Raw genomic sequence first — 18947 nt, 5'->3', positions numbered from 1 at the left:
AATAGAAGGCCACTTAATGCCAGATCATGTCCATATGTTAGTAAGTATTCCACCACGAATGAGTGTAGCTAGTTTTAAGGGATATTTAAAAGGTAAAAGTGCCTTAATGATGTTTGATAAACACGCCAATTTAAAATATAAATTTGGGAACAGACATTTTTGGGCAGAAGGATATTATGTAAGTACGGTAGGACTTAATGAAGCCACAATTAAGAAATATATCCAGGAACAAGAGAAGCATGATATCGTTTTGGACAAATTAAGCGTTAAAGAATATGAAAATCCCTTTAGGGATAATGGTAAGTAATGCGAATGCCTCTTTGAGAGGCTTGTGACGAGTCAAAAGCAATAAGGCTTGAACAAAGTGAAAGCCAGCGTCTTTAGGCGCTGGCTGGTATTATGGGCTTATAGCCCTTGATCAAACCACCCGTTAGACGGGTGGTTATGATTTTTTCAATCGCAGTAACACTGGTGTGATACTTAGAGTTAACAGACCGGCGATAATCATTTCAGCAATCGAATTTGTTGTGAAAATGGTTGCCATCAGTGTTTTGCCACCTGCTGTGTAGAAGTTAGGGATTAGGAAATAGATGCCGAGAAGTACGAAAAATGTATTTGTGAAAGCACCTAAAACCCCAGATAGCATCAGACCTAGACGGTTTTGAAGTAATTTGTAGACAAAGTAAGGGAAAATACCGATCAGGATACGAGGAACGATGGCAATGACTGCAGATGCCCAAGTTCCCCCTTCAACAAAAGGACTAAAGAGATAGCTACTAACCGTATAAATGATTGTGTTACGAACAATACTCATAATTCCCATGAAACCACCCAAATAGGCTCCAATTTTAGGACCATAGACGATACTAGCAATAATAACTGGGATGTGCGTTAGGGTTGGTTTAATTGGAAGTACAAAAGCGGCAAAGATGGTTTGACTAAGTACTTCGATAACAACCATAGTCGCTATCAAGAGCGCTAACTGCGCTGTTTGGTTTGCTTTATTTTTCTTATTCATCATAAACTCCTTTTTATTCTCTACAAGGCTATTTTGTTAAAGCATTGTCAATGGATTCAATAATGTCATCGATATCAGCTAAGGCACCGCGTCCCGTATCTCCACAAGCCAGTAATCCTGATTTTGGAAGAATTTCTTGGTAGCCAAGGTCATGCAAAGTATCTAAATTTTTCCTAGTCAATGGATTTTCATACATTTTCGTATTCATTGCAGGGGCAATTAGTTTTGGGGTAGTGTTAGGTAAAGCTAAAGCAGTAGCAGTAAGCATATTATCAGCCATACCATGTGCTAATTTTGCAATGGTATTTGCTGAAGCTGGAACTACAATAAAGAGGTCAGCTTCTTTTCCTAAGTCAATATGATTAATACGTTCAGCTAATTTTTCTTCCATGACATCAGTGTGAACGGGGTTCTTCGAGAGAACTTGAAGTGTCAGAGGGGTGATAAAGGCTTGAGCAGCTTCAGTCATAATGACGTGAACGTCATAACCTTTTTTCTTTAACCTGCTTGTTAGATCAGCTGCTTTATAGGCGGATATTGATCCTGAAACAGCAAGGATGATACGTTTAGTCATGGCATATCCTTTCAAATAAAGCTTGAGCAATTGCAGATTTAGTCGTAACTTTCTCCTCGTTTTTTTCGTCAACAAGATAGGCAATATGCTGATCTGGAGTAATATCACTCAAGTCGTTGGCAACAATAATATCAGCTTTGTTGCGTTTCAGACTTGCACGAGCAACCTCAAAAAGCTCTTCTTTTCTTACATTAACCAAAAGTTTGAAGCCAATCAATTGAATATCAGGATTCCATTGTTTGACGAGGCTAATGACCTTCGGTGTTTTTTTAAGAAAAAGAACCTGATAATCAGAAGCCGATGATATCTTGCTTTCAGTGTTAGATTTATGCAAGAATTGAGCGAGATCTTCGGTGTCCTCCAGTTCAGCAAAATCCGTCATATAAATAGGAGTATAATCAGAGACTGCCATACTATGTATAAGAACATCGTGCTCTTTGACGAGTGGCTCCATCTTTTTGAGAAGACTTTCTACGTTCGTAATTTCTGTAATCTTTAGATTTTCTTTCGGTTCTGGTTTAACCGCTGTCTTGGTCGTTACTAAGGTTACTTGGTGACCCTTAGCCAAGAAAAGTTCAGCGATTTCCTTTCCTAGATAACCTGTTGAATGGTTTGTGATTCCACGTACAGCATCAATCTTTTCAGTGGTACCACCCGATGTAATCAAAATTTTCATAGTAGTATTGTACTAAAAATTTGGTCTTTAGTAAATAAAAGTAAGTATTTTTTTGAGGCGTACCCCTATAAATTAAAGTTATAACGATTTATAACAAAACAAAAACCGAACATTGAAAAGTAATTAACCAAAAATAATGCGTTTTTTATTAAACTCTGATATAATAGATTTTAGAAAAATATAGAGGAGTGTCTCATGAAAACAGATATCGAAATTGCTCAAAGTGTAGAATTAAAACCAATCACAGAAGTAGTTGAAAAAGTTGGAATCGGCTTTGACGATTTGGAACTCTACGGAAAATATAAGGCAAAATTGTCATTTGATAAAATCAATGCTGTCAAAGACAATAAGCCAGGAAAATTGATTTTGGTGACAGCTATCAACCCAACACCAGCTGGTGAAGGGAAATCAACCATGTCAATTGGTCTTGCAGATGCTCTTAACAAAATTGGTAAGAAAACAATGATTGCCCTTCGTGAACCATCACTTGGTCCGGTTATGGGAATCAAAGGTGGTGCTGCAGGTGGTGGTTACGCTCAAGTGCTTCCGATGGAAGATATCAACCTCCACTTCACAGGGGATATGCACGCTATTACTACAGCAAATAATGCTTTGTCAGCCCTTCTTGACAACCATATTCATCAAGGAAATGCTCTCGGCATTGACCAACGTCGTATCATTTGGAAACGTGTGGTTGACCTTAATGACCGTGCACTTCGTCATGTAAATGTTGGTCTTGGCGGACCACTTAATGGTATTCCACGTGAAGATGGTTTTGATATTACTGTTGCATCTGAAATCATGGCGATTCTTTGCTTGGCTACTGATATTAATGACCTTAAAGAACGTTTGGCTAACATTGTAGTTGCCTACCGTTATGACCGTACACCAGTTTATGTAGGTGATCTTGAAATTGAAGGTGCGCTTACCCTTATTCTTAAAGATGCCATCAAACCAAACTTGGTACAGACAATTTATGGGACACCAGCCTTGGTACACGGTGGTCCATTTGCCAATATCGCTCACGGATGTAACTCAGTTCTAGCTACAGCTACAGCTCTTCGTTTGGCTGATTATACGATTACTGAAGCAGGTTTCGGTGCTGACCTTGGTGCTGAAAAATTCCTTGATATCAAGACTCCAAACCTCCCAACAACTCCTGATGCCGTTGTTATTGTTGCGACACTTCGTGCCCTCAAAATGCACGGTGGGGTAGCCAAAACTGACCTCTCTGAAGAAAATGTTCAGGCCGTTCGTGATGGCTTCGCAAACTTGAAACGTCATGTGGAAAACGTTCGTAAATTTGGTCTTCCAGCAGTCGTTGCTATTAACGAATTTGTTGCTGATACTGAAGCTGAAATTGCAGCCCTTAAAGAACTTTGTGCAGAAATCGATGTTCCTGTTGAATTGGCTAGCGTTTGGGCTAATGGTGCTGATGGTGGTATTGACCTTGCCAACGCAGTAGTTGATGCTGTTGAAAATGGTAATGCCGACTATAAACGTCTTTATTCTGATGATGATAGCTTGGAAGAAAAAATCACTAAGATTGTTACTGAAATCTATGGTGGTAAATCAGTTGTCTTCGAGAAAAAAGCTAAGAACCAACTCAAACAATTTGCAGAATTCGGTTGGGATAAATTGCCAGTATGTATGGCTAAAACACAATATAGTTTCTCAGATAACCAATTCTTACTTGGAGCACCAGAAGGTTTTGATATCACTATCCGTGAATTTGTTCCTAAAACAGGTGCTGGATTTATCGTAGCTCTTACAGGTGACGTCATGACTATGCCTGGTCTTCCAAAAGCACCAGCAGCCCTCAAGATGGACGTAGCTGAAGACGGAACAGCTGTTGGTTTGTTCTAAGAAGAAATATCGATACAAAACAGTACCTATTGGTGCTGTTTTTTCGTTTCAGTTATGAAAAGCTTAAGGAAAGTTTAGTAGACTAAATCTAAATAAAAGAAGATCAAAGCACTAGATGATTATATGTATTTTAGATATAATGATAAAACTTAGTCAAAGTGTTATTTGTATCTTTGACACCTAACAAGGGGGGATAACTATGATTAAAATACTACTAGTAGAAGATGATTTGAGTTTGTCGAACTCAGTTTTTGATTTTTTAGATGACTTTGCTGATGTGATGCAAGTCTTTGATGGAGATGAAGGTCTCTACGAAGCTGAAAGTGGCGTCTATGATTTGATTCTTTTAGACCTTATGTTACCTGAAAAAGATGGTTTCACGGTTCTTAGAGAATTACGTGAAAAAGGTGTAACAACCCCTGTACTTATCATGACGGCTAAGGAAAGTCTAGATGATAAGGGTCATGGCTTTGAACTGGGTGCAGACGACTATCTAACCAAACCTTTCTATTTAGAAGAGTTGAAGATGCGTATTCAAGCACTTTTGAAACGATCTGGTAAATTTGACCAAAACACACTTTCTTTTGGTGATGTTCGTGTCAATCTTGCTACAAATTCAACCTTTGTGGGGGATAAAGAAGTAGAACTTCTTGGTAAAGAGTTTGATTTATTAGTTTACTTCTTACAAAATCAAAATGTCATCTTGCCTAAGTCACAAATTTTTGACCGTCTTTGGGGATTTGATAGTGATACCACGGTATCAGTTGTCGAGGTTTATGTTTCTAAAATTCGTAAGAAACTAAAAGGAACAGACTTTGCTGCCAACCTCCAAACCTTGAGAAGTGTGGGGTATATTTTGAAGAATGCTGACTAAATTTTTCAATTATCTCTTTAGGAGAATTAAGTCAGACGGATTTAAGTCGTTCATTCATTTCTTTGCCACTTTTTCTGGCATTTTCCTTATCATGACTGTCATGATTTTGCAGATTCTGAGTTACGGTGTTTATTCCAATGTGGACTCTAGTCTGAAAATGGCAGCAACTAAGACCAATTCTTATTTAGAAATGGAAATGCTCAAACGGGAACTTTTTCTGACTTCTGAGGTAGATCAAAATAATACGACAACCATTTACCAAGCCTATGATACTAAAGAGTCGACAGCTGAAACACCTGACTCGAGTGGCTCTAAAAAAGAACCTAAGAAGAAATCAAAAATTGAAGATACCCCTCACGATTTATCTGTTGCGGCAAATACTAGTGTCTTGGTACTTGATAAGAATGGAAAAGTCCTTAATGTTGTTGATAAATTTTCAAGCTTATCCAATTTACCAATAGACAAAAATAACATTGATGTTATCAGCAAGGGAAGTGCTCAGAATTATTTCGATCAAACGGAAAAGTACCGTCTGATTACTGAAAAAGTAGACAATAGTCTCTATCCTGATGCTAAGTACCTTGTTATTGCGATTAATACAACTCAATTGGAAGAAGCTACTGAACGTTATGTTAAGCTCATTGTCATCATGATGAGTTTCTTCTGGCTCTTATCTGTTGCGGCTAGTATGTATTTGGCCAAGTGGTCAAGACGTCCTATCCAGGAAAGCTTGGAGAAGCAGAAGGCTTTTGTTGAAAATGCTAGTCATGAGTTACGCACGCCACTTGCAGTTATCCAAAACCGTTTAGAAGTTCTTTTCCGAAAACCTGAGAGCACCATTTTAGATAATTCTGAGAATATCGCATCAAGTCTTGATGAAGTACGTAATATGCGTCTTTTGACGACTAATCTCTTGAACTTGGCTCGTCGTGACGATGGTATTAAACCAGAAATCGAAACCTTAGAACCTGCTTTCTTTGATACAGTATTTACCAACTATGCCATGATTGCAGAAGAAAATGAGAAAGGTTTCACGGCTCAAAACCAAGTTGGTCGTCCAATCCAGACTGATAAAACGTTATTGAAACAGTTAATGACCATCTTATTTGATAATGCTATTAAATATACGGAGGATGACGGACATGTTACCTTTACTGTCCGCACTAATGACCGCCATCTTTATATTTGTGTAGCTGATAATGGTCCTGGAATATCAGATAGTGATAAGAAAAAAATCTTTGATCGATTTTATCGCGTAGATAAGGCTAGAACCAGACAAAAAGGTGGGTTTGGACTTGGCTTATCCCTAGCGCAACAAATTGTTTTAGCCCTTAAAGGAACAATTGTTGTTAAAGATAATCAACCAAAGGGAACGATTTTTGAAGTTAAGATCACCGGAGTTTAATTAATAAAGAAAACCTGCTAGACGATAATCTAGCAGGTTTTTTAGGTAATAAAAAAACTCCTAAATGGAGCTTTCAATTAGTTAGCCAATTTAGCTGCAAGACGTGATTTATCGCGGCTTGCTTTGTTTTTATGAATCAAACCTTTAGAAGCGGCTTTATCGATGCTAGCTGATGCAGCACGGTAAGCTTCTTCAGTTGGGTTAGCGTTGAATGCTTTAATAGCAGTACGCAAAGCTGATTTTTGAGCTGAGTTTTTTTCGTTTTGTTTAACGTTAAGTTCAGCGCGTTTGATAGCTGATTTAATATTTGCCAATGTTTTCACCTCCAAAATTTATCTAACTATGTCATTATACGTTATTTTAGGCCCCTTTGCAAGCTTTTTCTATTTTTTTAAGTGGATGAAGTCGATTTTATGATTGTCTCCCTTGTGAAGAATCAGTTCAGCTCGACTTCGTGTAGGTTCGATATAATTTTCCAGGTTAACCAAATTGATATCACGCCAGGTTTTTTGTGCTAAAGATAAAGCTTCATCCTTACTAAATTTAGTAAAACTATGGTAGTAGTTGTTTTCATCTTTTTTGGCAAGCTCAAGAAGGGTTTGAAAACGTTCAAGATACCAGGATTCGATATTATTAACTTCAGCGTCAATGTAGAGAGAAAAATCAAAATAGTCACTCATGTAAAGTCGTTGGTTAATAGGGTTCTGGAAAACATTAATCCCTTCGACAATTAGAAAATTGGGCTGTCTGATTTCTTGGGTAAGTCCTGGTACAATATCATAAATTTCATGAGAGTAAACAGGAATATTGACATCACCACCATTTTTTATAGTATCTAAAAAGTTGAGAAGAAGTGGCATATCGTAGGACTCAGGGAAGCCCTTACGATTAAGGATGCCTTTTTCTTTCAAGGTTTGGTTAGGATAGAGAAAGCCATCAGTTGTCACAAGTTCAACATTAGATTGGGGAAAGGTACGCTGCAACAAGAGTTGAAGCAAACGACTGGTAGTGGATTTGCCAACAGCAACTGAACCAGATACCCCAATAATAAATGGACGGTTAGTCTGTGATTTTTGTAAAAAGATACTTTTAGAAAAGGTCAGATCATTGGCAGTTTTCTGATAGATACGAATAAGATTGATAAGAGGAAGATAAATGTCACTAACTTCTTGCACATCGATCTTATCATTAAGGCTGCGAATGGAATCCAGTTCTTCTGCAGTCAATGGGGCATTGTCCTCTTTATGAAGGCGTTGCCATTCCTTGCGTGATATCGTTTCGAAATTGATAAATTCATTTAACATAAATAACATTATAGCAGAAAAAAAGGTCGAATGTAAGCCTTGTCATTTCACTAGCCTTACTTTTCTATTTATGATACGATAGAGAAAAAGTACTATCTAGAAGGAAAAAACAATGTCAAAAATGTATTATGCTGAGACGCCAGATGCGGCTCACGATATTCACGATTTAAAGGTAAACTTATTAGGAGAAAGTTTTCAGTTTTATACAGATGCTGGGGTTTTCTCTAAAAAAATGATTGATTTTGGGAGTCAAGTGCTTTTGAGTGCATTAGATTTGGAAGCTGGCAAAACGCTTTTAGATGTGGGTTGTGGCTATGGTCCTCTCGGTATCAGTTTAGCCAAGGTCCAAGGAGTTAAAGTCACTATGATTGACATCAATAGTAGGGCGATTGATTTAGCTAGACAAAATGCTCAACGAAATAAGGTTGAAGCTACTATCTTCCAATCAAATATCTATGAAAATGTCACTGGAAGTTTTGACTATATTATTTCTAATCCACCTATCCGTGCGGGCAAGAAAGTGGTTCATCAAGTTATCGAGGAGGCATATGATTATCTCAATCAAGGTGGTAACCTAACTATTGTTATTCAGAAAAAACAAGGTGCTCCGTCAGCTAAGGCTAAGATGGAGGATGTGTTTGGTAATGCTGAAGTCGTTAAAAAGGCTAAAGGATATTATATCCTTAGAAGTGAGAAATTATGAGAACAGTTGATTTAATTGAAAAGAAAAGAGATGGTGGCGAGTTAAGCACAGAGGAAATTTCATATCTCATTAATGGCTATGTGTCTGGGGAAATACCAGACTATCAGATAGCTGCTTTGGCGATGGCGATTTATTATCAAGGTATGTCTATTCGTGAAATCCATGATTTGACCACTGATATGGTTGCTTCAGGCGAACAATATGATTTGTCAGAAATTCCAGGTATTAAGGTAGATAAACATTCGACCGGAGGCGTTGGTGATAAGGTAACCATCATTCTGATGCCGCTTGTAGCTAGCTTTGGCGTTCCAGTGGCTAAGATGAGTGGTCGTGGTCTCGGACACACAGGTGGAACAATTGACAAATTAGAGTCTATCAAAGGTTATCAGGTTGAGCGTAGCAAGGAAGAGTTCATTCGGCAAGTTAAAGACATTGGGATTTCCCTTATTGGTCAGTCTGAGCATTTGGTTAAGGCTGATAAACTTCTTTATGCCTTGCGTGATGTCACTGCAACAGTAGATTCCATTCCTCTAATCGCAAGCTCTGTTATGTCCAAAAAGATTGCAGCAGGCGCTGATAAGATTTTACTGGATGTTACTGTTGGTCAAGGCGCTTTCATGAAAAATATGTCTGACGCTGAGAAGTTGTCTGAGACCATGGTTGCACTAGGGCATGAGGTCAATCGTGAAACGATTGCAGTTATTACAGATATGAGTCAGCCACTAGGTAAAGCTATTGGTAACCGTTTAGAAATCACTGAGGCTATTGAGATTATGCAAGGTAAGGGACGTGAAGATATCACTGACTTTATCTGTGAGTTGGCTGAGATTCTATTAGATTTGGTTCAGGTTGAAGCTAGTCAGGAAGAGATTCGTCAGCGCTTAGTGGGAGGACAAGCCCTTGCTAAGTTTGAAGAACTCATCCAAGCTCAAGGTGGTGATTTGACCGATCTTTATCGTCATAGCAGTGCGCCTGTCGTGACAGATATTCATGCTCATGAAACAGGTTACATTAAAGAGTTACCTGCTATGGCATTTGGAAAATTCGCTATGCAATTAGGAGCAGGTCGAGCTACGAAGTCAGATAGTCTTAATTATGAAACAGGAATTGTATTTGAAAAGAAAGTTGGCGATTCTGTGACTCAAGGAGACCTTATTGCCAAGGCCTATAGCCAAGAAATTTTATCTGAAAAAATGCTGACTGAATTCGAAAAAAATGTTATTATGGGTAGTGAATGTAAAGAAACGACAGAAATATTAAAGATAATTCGCTAACCCTTAATTTAATTCTAATCAAGGAGTTTGTTTATGTCTGTTAATAGCTATATTGACCATACCTTACTAAAAGCTGATGCTAATAAAGAACAGATTCTTTCCTTAATTGATGAGGCTAAGAAGTATGAGTTTGCCAGCGTCTGTGTTAATCCAACTTGGGTCAAAACGGCAGCTGAATTGCTAAAAGATAGTTCTGTTAAAGTTTGTACGGTTATTGGTTTTCCTTTGGGAGCATCGACCTCAGCAGTTAAGGCTTTTGAAGCCAAGGATGCTATTTCCAATGGGGCGGATGAAATTGATATGGTAATCAATATCGGTGCTCTTAAATCTAGAAATCTTAAATTAGTTGAAGACGATATTAAAGCTGTTGTTGAAGCTAGTGGAAGTAAACTTGTAAAGGTTATCATTGAAACTTGTCTATTGACTGATGAAGAAAAGGTCGAAGCTTGCCAATTAGCAAAACTGGCAGGTGCAGATTTTGTGAAGACATCTACAGGTTTTTCTACTGGTGGTGCTACCATTGAAGATATTGAACTTATGCGAGAAGCTGTGGGTCCTACTATGGGAGTCAAGGCATCTGGTGGAGCACGTACACTTGAGGCGGCTCAAGCCTTTATCAGAGCTGGTGCAACCCGTATTGGTACTTCGTCAGGAGTGGCCATAATGAAAGGGCAAGAAAGTCATGACAGTTATTGAAAAAGAGCAAGTGATAAATGCAGCACAAGAGGCAGCTGAAAATGCCTATGTTCCCTACTCTAAGTTTAGAGTTGGTGCGGCTTTGATTACAAAAAATGGAGAAATCTTTCAAGGCTGCAATATAGAAAATGCCTCTTTTGGATTGACCAATTGTGCAGAAAGAACGGCTATATTTAAAGCGGTATCTGAAGGACACCGTGATTTTGAGTGTCTCGCTGTTTACGGTGATACCAAAGAGCCTATATCACCATGCGGTGCATGTCGCCAAGTGATGGCTGAGTTTTTTAAATCCGATTCTAAAGTGATTCTTATCGCTGAAGATAAATCGACAGTCGAGATGACAGTCGGAGAGTTGTTACCATACTCTTTTACAGACTTACAATAGTCTAGTTGTTTTATTCTTTATTAAGCAAGTTTTCTTGCAAGTTATAGGAGGAGTGTTCAAGATGAAATTGAACAAGAAAATTATCGGTCTTGGCCTTGTTGCTGTAGCAGCACTTGGTCTTGCAGCATGTGCTCGTGGCGGACGCGGTGGATCATCAGCTGATTCTAAAGTTAAAGCTGCTATCGTTACAGATACTGGTGGGGTAGATGATAAATCATTTAACCAATCAGCATGGGAAGGACTCCAAGAGTGGGGTAAAGCTAACAAACTTAAAAAAGATTCTGGCTTTACTTACTTCCAATCAAACTCAGAGTCTGACTTTGCAAACAATATGTCAGCTGCTCAAAGCCAAGGTTACAACCTCATCTTTGGTGTTGGTTTTGCCCTTCATGATGCTGTTTCAGATGCTGCTAAGGAACATGAAGATGTTAACTACGTAATCATTGATGATGTCATCAAAGACCAAAAGAATGTTGAGAGCGTTTTGTTTGCTGATAACGAAGGTGCTTACCTTGCAGGTATCGCAGCAGCAATGCAATCAAAAACAAATAAAGTTGGTTTCATTGGTGGTCAAACATCAGATACAATTACACGTTTTGAAGCTGGTTTCACAGCAGGTGCTAAATCTGTAAAACCAGACATCGATGTACAAGTTCAATATGCTGAATCATTCTCAGACGCTGCTAAAGGTACAACAATTGCTTCAACTATGTACGCTTCAGGCGTTGACGTAATCTATCAAGCAGCTGGTGGTACTGGTACTGGTGTCTTCACAGCAGCTAAAGAAGTTAACGAAAAACTTGATGCTGACAGCGATAAGAAAGTTTGGGTAATCGGTGTTGACCGTGACCAAAATGCAGAAGGTAACTATACATCTTCAGACAAGAAAAAATCTAACTTTGTTTTGACTTCAACAATCAAAAAAGTTGGTACAGTTGTTAAAGATATCGCTAACGGACAACTTAAAGGCGATAAATTTGAAGGTGGTTCTACTAAGACTTATGGTATCAAAGATGGTGGTGTTGACATCGTAACATCTAAGCTTCCTTCTGATATCAAGGATGCAGTAGAAAAAGCTAAAGAACAAATCAAGAATGGTGAATTGAAACCAACTGATGGTCTTAGCAAATAATCCATAATATCTAAACTGGGACAATTTTTGTCTCAGCAAAGGGAAGCAGTTTATATTTCCCTTTGCTGATATAAAAATAATTCTTGAAAGGAGATTGTATGACGAAGCCAAATGTCATTGAGATGCACGATATTACCAAAAAATTTGGTGAATTTGTGGCAAATGATCATATCAATCTTGATGTGAGACCAGGAGAAATCCATGCCCTCCTCGGTGAAAATGGTGCTGGTAAGTCAACCTTAATGAACATGCTTGCAGGTCTTTTACAGCCAACAAGCGGGATTATTAAGGTTAATGGACAAGAGGTGACGATTGATTCACCTTCGAAAGCAACGAAATTGGGGATTGGGATGGTTCACCAACACTTTATGTTGGTTGAAGCTTTTACAGTTGCTGAGAATATCATCCTGGGTAGTGAGGTAACCAAAGCTGGTGGTGTCCTTGATATGAAGAAGGCTATTAAGGAAATTACTGAGCTCTCTGAAAGATATGGTCTTGCGGTAGATCCAACAGCTAAGGTGGCAGATATTTCTGTTGGTGCTCAACAGCGTGTTGAAATCCTTAAGACTCTGTATCGTGGTGCTGATATTTTGATTTTCGATGAACCGACTGCGGTATTGACTCCGTCTGAAATTACTGAACTTCTAAACATCATGAAAACCTTGGTCAAAGAAGGCAAGTCAATTATCCTTATCACCCATAAATTGGATGAGATTCGTGCGGTTTCTGACCGTGTCACAGTTATCCGTCGTGGTAAATCAATTGATACAGTGACAATTGAAGGATCAACAAATGCTGACTTGGCCGAAATGATGGTTGGTCGTCATGTCTCCTTTAAAACAGAAAAAATTCCTTCAAATCCAAAAGAAGTTGTTCTTTCTATTAAAGATTTGGTGGTTAATGAGAACCGTGGTGTTCCTGCCGTTAAGAACTTATCTTTAGATGTTCGTGCGGGTGAAATCATCGGTATTGCCGGTATTGATGGTAACGGTCAAACAGAGCTTGTTCAAGCGATTACTGGACTACGTAAAGTTAAGTCTGGTGACATTACTATCAAGGGTGAATCTATTATTCATAAGACAACTCGTCAGATTACAGAGATGAGTGTTGGTCATATTCCTGAAGACCGTCACCGTGACGGTATGGTTCTTGAAATGACAGTAGCTGAAAATATTGCCCTTCAAACCTACTACAAGGAGCCAAATTCGAAAAATGGTATCTTGAACTATAATGTTATCAATGCTAAAGCTCGAGAATTGATGGAAGAATTTGACGTTCGTGGTGCTGGAGAGTTGATTGCTGGTGGTGACTTGTCTGGTGGTAACCAACAAAAAGCTGTTATCGCCCGTGAAATTGACCGTGACCCAGAGCTTCTTATTGTCAGTCAACCAACTCGTGGTCTTGACGTAGGTGCCATTGAATACATTCGTAAACGTATTATCGCTGAGCGTGATAAAGGTAAGGCTGTTATTGTAGTCAGCTTTGAATTGGATGAAATTCTTGATATGTCAGACAGAATTGCAGTTATCTACGATGGTGCAATTCAAGGTATCCAAGATCCTGCTGAAACGAATAAGCAAGATCTTGGTATCCTAATGGCTGGTGGACAATTGAATAAGGAGGAAGCAAATGTCTAAGAAAACACAAAATTGGGCAGTTCCTTTGATTGCTGTCCTCTTGGGAATGTTGATCGGGGCTGTATTGATGTTAATCTTTGGTTACGATCCATTCTGGGCTTACTATGATCTCTTCAGTACAGCCTTCGGTTCTTTGAAAAATATTGGTGAAATTCTTCGTGCCATGAGTCCCTTGATTCTTATCGCACTCGGATTTTCTGTAGCATCTAAAGCTGGTTTCTTTAACGTTGGTTTGCCTGGTCAGGCTTTAGCAGGTTGGACTTCGGCTGTATGGTTTGCATTATCATTTCCAGAATTACCAAAAGTAGTTTCAGTTTTCTGTACAGTAATCATCGGTCTAGTAGCTGGTGGTATCGCTGGTGCAATTCCGGGTATTCTTCGTGCTTACTTGGGAACTAGTGAGGTCATTGTTACCATCATGATGAACTACATCATTTTGTATGTAGCAAACAATATTGTTCGATTTGGTTTTACAGCCGACATGTTACGTTCATCAGAAGCATCTAATAAGGTCGCAGCCTCTGCAAGCTATCAAACAGAATTCTTATCCTCTCTAACCGGTGGCTCACGTTTTAATATTGGTTTCTTCCTTGCTCTTGCAGCAGTTTTCCTTGTTTGGTTCATGCTCAAGAAAACAACAACTGGTTTTGAAATTACATCTGTAGGTCTTAACCCTCATGCATCTGAATATGCAGGGATGTCATCAAAACGTGTTATTATCATGTCTATGATTATTTCAGGTGCCCTTTGTGGACTTGGAGGAACAGTAGAAGGACTTGGTACCTTCCAAAATGCCTTTGTTCAAAACTCTTCATTGGCAATTGGTTGGAACGGTATGGCGGTTGCTCTTTTGGCTACTAATTCACCTATTGGTATTCCGTTTGCTGCCCTTCTTTATGGTGTCTTGTCTGTAGGTAAGAGTGGTATGATTGGTGTGCCTCCTGAAGTTATCGACGTTGTATCTGCTTTGATTATCTTCTTTGTCGGTGCTAACTATATTATTAGATATTGGGTTCGCCCTCGTCAAAAGTCAGTGAAAGCTAAAGGAGGACAAAACTAATATGGACTTCATTACAATTTTAGCCTTGATTGTTGCCTCTATGCTGAAATACTCAGCACCATTGATTTTCACAAGTATCGGTGGTACTTTCTCTGAACGAGGCGGTATCGTAAATGTCGGTCTTGAGGGAATCATGGTTATTGGAGCCTTCGCAGGTGTTCTCTTTAACTTGAATTTTGCAGATAGTTTTGGTGATGCAACTCCTTGGATTGCCGCAATTGTAGCAGGTCTTATTGGTCTTGTTTACTCATTGCTCCACGCGGTTGCGACCATTAATTTCCGTGCGGATCATGTTGTCTCTGGTACGGTATTGAACTTGATTGCTCCATCTTTAGCAGTCTTTCTGACACGTGTTATCTTTGGTGCCGGCCAAACACCAGCTATTAGCCATAACTTTAAAACTGTATCATTTCCAATTTTGAGCCACATTCCAGTCTTGGGTAAAGTCTTCTTTACGAACGTTTCCTTGATTGCATATGTAGCGATTTTGGTTTCAGTTGTGTCTTGGTGGGTTATCTTCAAGACTCGCTTTGGTTTGCGTCTTCGCTCAGTAGGTGAGCACCCACAGGCAGCGGATACACTTGGTATTAATGTTTACCGTATGCGCTACTATGGTGTCATGATTTCAGGATTCCTTGGTGGTGTTGGTGGTGCAGTTTATGCTCAATCCATCTCTAACAACTTTGCTATTACGACGATTGCAGGTCCTGGTTTCATCGCCTTGGCTGCTATGATTTTTGGTCGTTGGAATCCAGTTGGAGCTATGCTCTCAAGTTTATTCTTCGGTTTGTCACAATCATTGGCAATTATCGGGAAACAACTTCCGCTTATTTCACATGTACCAAACGTCTACTTGCAAATTGCACCATATGTCTTGACAATTATTGTCTTGGCTGCATTCTTTGGTAAAGCAGTAGCACCAAAAGCTGATGGTGTTAACTATATCAAATCTAAATAAATACAATCTAGTATTTCAAGTAAGAAGGTCTTTAGACCTTCTTTTTTATGCATGTAAAAAGCCCAGCTTTATAGTTTGCTGAGCTTTTATTCTTATGAAAAATGTGGGTTAAAGTTTTTTTCGTGGCCTATAGTAGTGTCCCAACCGTGTCCGGGGAATACCTTGTAGTGGTTAGGAAGGGTGAAGAGTTGCTCTCGAATACTAGTGAGTAACTGATCGTGGTTTCCTGTTGGGAGGTCCCAGCGTCCAATTGTTTCTTTAAAGAGGGCATCACCAGAAAAGACGATTTCTTCTTCATCGAAAATTAAAGAAATGCCCCCGATAGAATGTCCTGGGGTTGGAACAACTTTAAACTGGAAATCCTCGATGTTATAGTCCTGAGTGAAATCGAAGTAGTATTCTGCTGGATTGACAATAACGTCTTCCATATCGTCATGACGTGGAAGTCCCGATAAATTATCAATAGGATTCATCAACCAGTCTTTTTCAGCCTCTGCAACATAAACAGGAGGGTAATTATAAGCTTGACGGACTGCCTCAACACTCATAATGTGATCGTAGTGTGTATGTGTCAAGAGGATAGCAGCAACAGGTTTATCACTTGCTTTAAGCTCAGCTAAGATAGCAGAAGTATCACTTCCTGGATCAATGACTAGACAGGCTGTATCGTTTTCTAAAATATAGGTGTTTTCCTGGGCAACAGGATTTAAAATTCGTCTTATTTTCATAGCTCTAGTGTAGCACGAATTTCAGGCTTTTTCCAATATCAGAATGATGGCTTTGTCTTTTTTTGGGGCTTTGGATATGCTATAATAAGGTCACTATGAGTGAAAAAAACACGAATAAATATGCTATTGTTGACTTGGAAGCGACCTCCGCTTCGTCAACGGCTAGTATTATACAGGTGGGAATTGTCATCATGCAAAATGGTCAGGTGTTTGACGAATTTGCGAGTGATGTTAACCCACACCAAGAACTAGATGATCACATTATTCATTTAACAGGGATTACTGATCAGCAGTTGGCTCAAGCCCCAGATTTCTCAGAAATTGCTAGAACCATTTTTGAACTGATTGAGGACTGTATTTTTGTTGCCCATAATGTTAAATTTGATGCCAATTTGCTTGCAGAGGCACTTTTCATGGAGGGCTTCGAACTAAGGACTCCTCGTGTGGATACTGTCGAATTGGCTCAGGTCTTTTATCCGACACTGGAACAATATAAACTCTCCCATTTATCCAAGGTTCTTAATCTTGACCTAGCTCAGGCCCATACCGCTATTGAAGATGCGAGAGCGACCGGACAGCTTTTATTTCATTTGATGGATAAGATTGCCAGCTTACCTAGACAGACCATTGAGATGCTTTTGACCTTTTCAGATAATCTTCTTTTTGAGACTGAGTTGGTTATTCGTGATGCTATAAGAGGTCAAAATTTAGGCCTTTCAAAAGAATATGTCATGCTTGAAGAATCTGGAATTGTTCTTCGTAGACCTTTGACTTATAAGTCTGAACGAAAACTGTCTCAAGATTTTGATACCAATATTGCACTCTTAGATTTGGAATCAAGGCCTAAACAAAAAGAGTTTGCTGAGGCAGTAAGAAGGGAGCTTGATAATACTGATATTTCCATGATTCAGGCGCAGACTGGAATCGGAAAAACTTATGGCTATTTGCTTCCTTTGTTGGCGCAATCTGATGTAGATAAAGTGGTAGTGGCTGTTCCGACCAAGCTCCTTCAAAATCAGATTATGAATCAGGAAGCTACAGCCTTATCGGATGTCTTTAATATTAACTTCCATAGTCTCAAAGGACCTCAGAATTATATCAAGTTAGATGCCTTCTACCAAACCTTACTTCGTCAGGATAGTAACCGTTTGATTAATCGTTACAAAATGCAACTTTTGGTGTGGTTGACTGAAACAGAGACAGGGGATCTTGACGAAATCAGACAAAAACAGCGCTATATGGCTTATTTTGATGAGATTAAGCACGATGGTAAGTTAAAAGCTGATAGTCTTTTTGCTGAATATGATTTTTGGCAACAGTCCTACCAAAAAGCCCAGGAAGCTAGGGTAGTTGTGACCAACCATGCTTATCTGTTGACGCGTATGGAAGATGATCATGATTTTGTTCGAGGAAAAACTCTTGTGATTGATGAGGGGCAAAAGATGGTTCTGGCTTTGGAACAATTTTCACGTCATCAAGTCAATCTTACTGTCCTGTTGCAACATATTCATCGAATTCTTGATAGTGGTAGTCAAAGCTTGCTTCAACAACGATTGCTCGAAAATCTGCAGTTTGAAGTTAGCCATCTAATCCAAGAACATCAACAATTTCCTCAGAAGCAGTATAATCGCCAGCAATTAGATCGTTTGCTACAAACCATTTCTGAACTGGAAGGTGAAAGTGATTTTATGGAGATGTTGTCTCCACTGAAGACACCGCTTTACAGCCATTTCTGGCTTGAAACAGACTATTATCAGGAACATCGTGTGACTTATTTAAAGGCGTCACGCAAAGAGCTCTTAGAGCTTTCTGCTTATCTACCAAGTGCCCAAAAAGTGATAATTGTTTCAGCAACTATTGATGTGGGACCTGATGTAGATGTGGCTGATTTGTTGGGCTTAGATCAGGTACGCAAGGTTAGCCTCCCAATGGACACTTTACCCAATCAAGCTATTTGGATTGATCAAAGTATGCCTATGATTGGTGTTTCTTCTGAGGAAGAGTATGAAGTTGCTCTTGCAAAACGTCTCCAGAAGCTATCTGAAATGGAATATCCAATTTTAGTACTATTCACGTCTCGAAAGAGTATGATGGCTGTTTCAGATTTATTGGATCATAGGGAAGTTCGTCACCTAACTCAAGAGAAAAATGGGACTGCTTTTAATGTCAAAAAACGTTTTGATAGAGGTGAGACCAATCTCCTTCTGGGTATGGGATCGTTCTGGGAAGGTGTTGACTTTGCCCAACAAAATAGGGTAATTGAGGTTATTGCACGTCTGCCGTTTGACAATCCTAAGGATCCATTCTATCAAAAGATTGAATCTTGGTTTTCTAAGCAAGGAAAGAGCACCTTTGATAGTTACAGTCTTCCCATGACGGTTTTACGTTTTAAACAAGCTATTGGACGTGCTCAAAGACGTCCAGAACAGCGCTCGGCTATTCTTCTTATGGATAATCGCCCGCTCGTTAAGAGTTATGGAAAACTATTTCTAAAAGAAGTGACACAAGAAGTTGCGCTTAAGCATGCTAAGTTCGAGGAAGTCAAAGAGGATATTCAGGATTTCTTAGAACAAGAAAGTTAACTTTTTAAAACCAACCTTTTCTAAGATTACTTAGGTTTTATAAATTTTACTGACTTATAAAAAAGATAGACTTAA

General features: G+C 39.1%; 19 protein-coding genes. 13 read left to right on the top strand and 6 right to left on the bottom strand.

What is annotated here, in order from left to right:
• Nucleotides 1-307 (top strand): IS200/IS605 family transposase (gene tnpA / locus H7T99_RS04860; RefSeq protein WP_201035957.1); only part of this gene is annotated, 307 nt, incomplete at its 5' end.
• A gap of 135 nt (nt 308-442) precedes the next feature.
• On the opposite strand, the gene H7T99_RS04855 is transcribed toward tnpA, so the two are convergent.
• Genes H7T99_RS04855 through H7T99_RS04845 form a run of 3 tightly spaced genes read right to left on the bottom strand, consistent with a single transcriptional unit; the run spans nt 443 to nt 2268 of the window.
• On the bottom strand, nt 443-1018 hold the full coding sequence (locus H7T99_RS04855) for an ECF transporter S component (protein ID WP_037600826.1): 576 nt from the start codon (nt 1016-1018) through the stop codon (nt 443-445).
• Between the two features lie 28 nt (nt 1019-1046).
• Complete coding sequence (gene coaC, locus H7T99_RS04850; RefSeq protein ID WP_037600829.1) at nt 1047-1592, bottom strand: phosphopantothenoylcysteine decarboxylase; 546 nt, start codon at nt 1590-1592, stop codon at nt 1047-1049.
• Complete coding sequence (locus H7T99_RS04845) at nt 1585-2268, bottom strand: phosphopantothenate--cysteine ligase (RefSeq protein ID WP_037600832.1); 684 nt, start codon at nt 2266-2268, stop codon at nt 1585-1587. Before H7T99_RS04845 ends, coaC begins: the two co-directional genes overlap by 8 nt.
• Before the next feature lie 195 nt (nt 2269-2463).
• Here H7T99_RS04845 and H7T99_RS04840 point away from each other — a divergent pair, with 195 nt between their 5' ends.
• The 3 genes from H7T99_RS04840 (at nt 2464) to H7T99_RS04830 (ending at nt 6413) form a co-directional block, all read left to right on the top strand.
• Nucleotides 2464-4134 (top strand): formate--tetrahydrofolate ligase, encoded by a 1671-nt coding sequence (locus tag H7T99_RS04840; protein ID WP_037600835.1) that lies wholly within the window; start codon nt 2464-2466, stop codon nt 4132-4134.
• 199 nt (nt 4135-4333) lie between these two features.
• Nucleotides 4334-5008, top strand: coding sequence for a response regulator transcription factor (locus H7T99_RS04835; RefSeq protein WP_002891134.1), 675 nt, complete (start codon nt 4334-4336; stop codon nt 5006-5008).
• Entirely contained in the window at nt 4998-6413 is a 1416-nt protein-coding gene (locus H7T99_RS04830) for a sensor histidine kinase (RefSeq protein ID WP_037600837.1), read from the top strand. The genes H7T99_RS04835 and H7T99_RS04830 overlap by 11 nt, the downstream gene beginning before the upstream one ends.
• Nucleotides 6414-6490: 77 nt before the next feature.
• On the opposite strand, the gene rpsT is transcribed toward H7T99_RS04830, so the two are convergent.
• Entirely contained in the window at nt 6491-6727 is a 237-nt protein-coding gene (gene rpsT / locus H7T99_RS04825; protein ID WP_004182129.1) for a 30S ribosomal protein S20, read from the bottom strand.
• A gap of 69 nt (nt 6728-6796) precedes the next feature.
• A complete protein-coding gene (gene coaA / locus H7T99_RS04820; RefSeq protein WP_022496694.1) occupies nt 6797-7717 on the bottom strand; it encodes a type I pantothenate kinase in 921 nt (306 codons plus the stop codon).
• A 112-nt stretch (nt 7718-7829) separates the two neighbouring features.
• On the opposite strand from coaA, the gene H7T99_RS04815 reads away from it, so the two are divergent.
• The 8 genes from H7T99_RS04815 to H7T99_RS04780 all read left to right on the top strand — a co-directional run bounded on the left by H7T99_RS04815 (nt 7830) and on the right by H7T99_RS04780 (nt 15562).
• Nucleotides 7830-8420 (top strand): class I SAM-dependent methyltransferase, encoded by a 591-nt coding sequence (locus tag H7T99_RS04815; RefSeq protein ID WP_014633038.1) that lies wholly within the window; start codon nt 7830-7832, stop codon nt 8418-8420.
• Entirely contained in the window at nt 8417-9694 is a 1278-nt protein-coding gene (locus H7T99_RS04810) for a pyrimidine-nucleoside phosphorylase (protein ID WP_037600839.1), read from the top strand. Before H7T99_RS04815 ends, H7T99_RS04810 begins: the two co-directional genes overlap by 4 nt.
• Nucleotides 9695-9727: 33 nt before the next feature.
• Entirely contained in the window at nt 9728-10390 is a 663-nt protein-coding gene (gene deoC, locus H7T99_RS04805) for a deoxyribose-phosphate aldolase (RefSeq protein ID WP_022496692.1), read from the top strand.
• Nucleotides 10377-10775 (top strand): cytidine deaminase, encoded by a 399-nt coding sequence (locus H7T99_RS04800; protein WP_037600840.1) that lies wholly within the window; start codon nt 10377-10379, stop codon nt 10773-10775. The genes deoC and H7T99_RS04800 overlap by 14 nt, the downstream gene beginning before the upstream one ends.
• Nucleotides 10776-10842: 67 nt before the next feature.
• On the top strand, nt 10843-11907 hold the full coding sequence (locus tag H7T99_RS04795) for a BMP family lipoprotein (protein WP_277619134.1): 1065 nt from the start codon (nt 10843-10845) through the stop codon (nt 11905-11907).
• A gap of 98 nt (nt 11908-12005) precedes the next feature.
• Nucleotides 12006-13544, top strand: a complete 1539-nt coding sequence (locus H7T99_RS04790) for an ABC transporter ATP-binding protein (protein ID WP_037600842.1) — start codon at nt 12006-12008, stop codon at nt 13542-13544.
• Complete coding sequence (locus H7T99_RS04785; protein WP_004182077.1) at nt 13537-14604, top strand: ABC transporter permease; 1068 nt, start codon at nt 13537-13539, stop codon at nt 14602-14604. The genes H7T99_RS04790 and H7T99_RS04785 overlap by 8 nt, the downstream gene beginning before the upstream one ends.
• A 1-nt stretch (nt 14605) precedes the next feature.
• Complete coding sequence (locus H7T99_RS04780; RefSeq protein WP_037600844.1) at nt 14606-15562, top strand: ABC transporter permease; 957 nt, start codon at nt 14606-14608, stop codon at nt 15560-15562.
• Nucleotides 15563-15654: 92 nt separating this feature from the next.
• On the opposite strand, the gene H7T99_RS04775 is transcribed toward H7T99_RS04780, so the two are convergent.
• Nucleotides 15655-16290, bottom strand: a complete 636-nt coding sequence (locus tag H7T99_RS04775) for an MBL fold metallo-hydrolase (protein ID WP_022496688.1) — start codon at nt 16288-16290, stop codon at nt 15655-15657.
• Between the two features lie 95 nt (nt 16291-16385).
• Here H7T99_RS04775 and H7T99_RS04770 point away from each other — a divergent pair, with 95 nt between their 5' ends.
• Entirely contained in the window at nt 16386-18872 is a 2487-nt protein-coding gene (locus H7T99_RS04770) for a bifunctional DnaQ family exonuclease/ATP-dependent helicase (protein ID WP_037600846.1), read from the top strand.
• Nucleotides 18873-18947: the final 75 nt, after the last annotated feature.

The organism is Streptococcus sp. 17.1, from assembly GCF_016648655.1.
Classification (GTDB): Bacteria; Bacillota; Bacilli; order Lactobacillales; family Streptococcaceae; genus Streptococcus; species Streptococcus salivarius_E.
The sequence above is the reverse complement of the archived record's forward strand: the minus strand, read 5'-3'. Positions and strand labels throughout refer to the sequence as shown.

Bases quoted from the DNA above. Each gene is read 5' to 3' on its own strand.
- H7T99_RS04855 (WP_037600826.1), bottom strand. From the start codon at position 1,018: ATGAATAAGAAAAATAAAGCAAACCAAACAGCGCAGTTAGCGCTCTTG.
- H7T99_RS04845 (WP_037600832.1), bottom strand. From the start codon at position 2,268: ATGAAAATTTTGATTACATCGGGTGGTACCACTGAAAAGATTGATGCT.
- coaC (WP_037600829.1), bottom strand. From the start codon at position 1,592: ATGACTAAACGTATCATCCTTGCTGTTTCAGGATCAATATCCGCCTAT.
- coaA (WP_022496694.1), bottom strand. From the start codon at position 7,717: ATGTTAAATGAATTTATCAATTTCGAAACGATATCACGCAAGGAATGG.
- H7T99_RS04800 (WP_037600840.1), top strand. From the start codon at position 10,377: ATGACAGTTATTGAAAAAGAGCAAGTGATAAATGCAGCACAAGAGGCA.
- H7T99_RS04790 (WP_037600842.1), top strand. From the start codon at position 12,006: ATGACGAAGCCAAATGTCATTGAGATGCACGATATTACCAAAAAATTT.
- H7T99_RS04815 (WP_014633038.1), top strand. From the start codon at position 7,830: ATGTCAAAAATGTATTATGCTGAGACGCCAGATGCGGCTCACGATATT.
- deoC (WP_022496692.1), top strand. From the start codon at position 9,728: ATGTCTGTTAATAGCTATATTGACCATACCTTACTAAAAGCTGATGCT.
- H7T99_RS04840 (WP_037600835.1), top strand. From the start codon at position 2,464: ATGAAAACAGATATCGAAATTGCTCAAAGTGTAGAATTAAAACCAATC.
- H7T99_RS04785 (WP_004182077.1), top strand. From the start codon at position 13,537: ATGTCTAAGAAAACACAAAATTGGGCAGTTCCTTTGATTGCTGTCCTC.
- H7T99_RS04830 (WP_037600837.1), top strand. From the start codon at position 4,998: ATGCTGACTAAATTTTTCAATTATCTCTTTAGGAGAATTAAGTCAGAC.
- H7T99_RS04810 (WP_037600839.1), top strand. From the start codon at position 8,417: ATGAGAACAGTTGATTTAATTGAAAAGAAAAGAGATGGTGGCGAGTTA.
- H7T99_RS04770 (WP_037600846.1), top strand. From the start codon at position 16,386: ATGAGTGAAAAAAACACGAATAAATATGCTATTGTTGACTTGGAAGCG.
- H7T99_RS04775 (WP_022496688.1), bottom strand. From the start codon at position 16,290: ATGAAAATAAGACGAATTTTAAATCCTGTTGCCCAGGAAAACACCTAT.
- H7T99_RS04780 (WP_037600844.1), top strand. From the start codon at position 14,606: ATGGACTTCATTACAATTTTAGCCTTGATTGTTGCCTCTATGCTGAAA.
- H7T99_RS04835 (WP_002891134.1), top strand. From the start codon at position 4,334: ATGATTAAAATACTACTAGTAGAAGATGATTTGAGTTTGTCGAACTCA.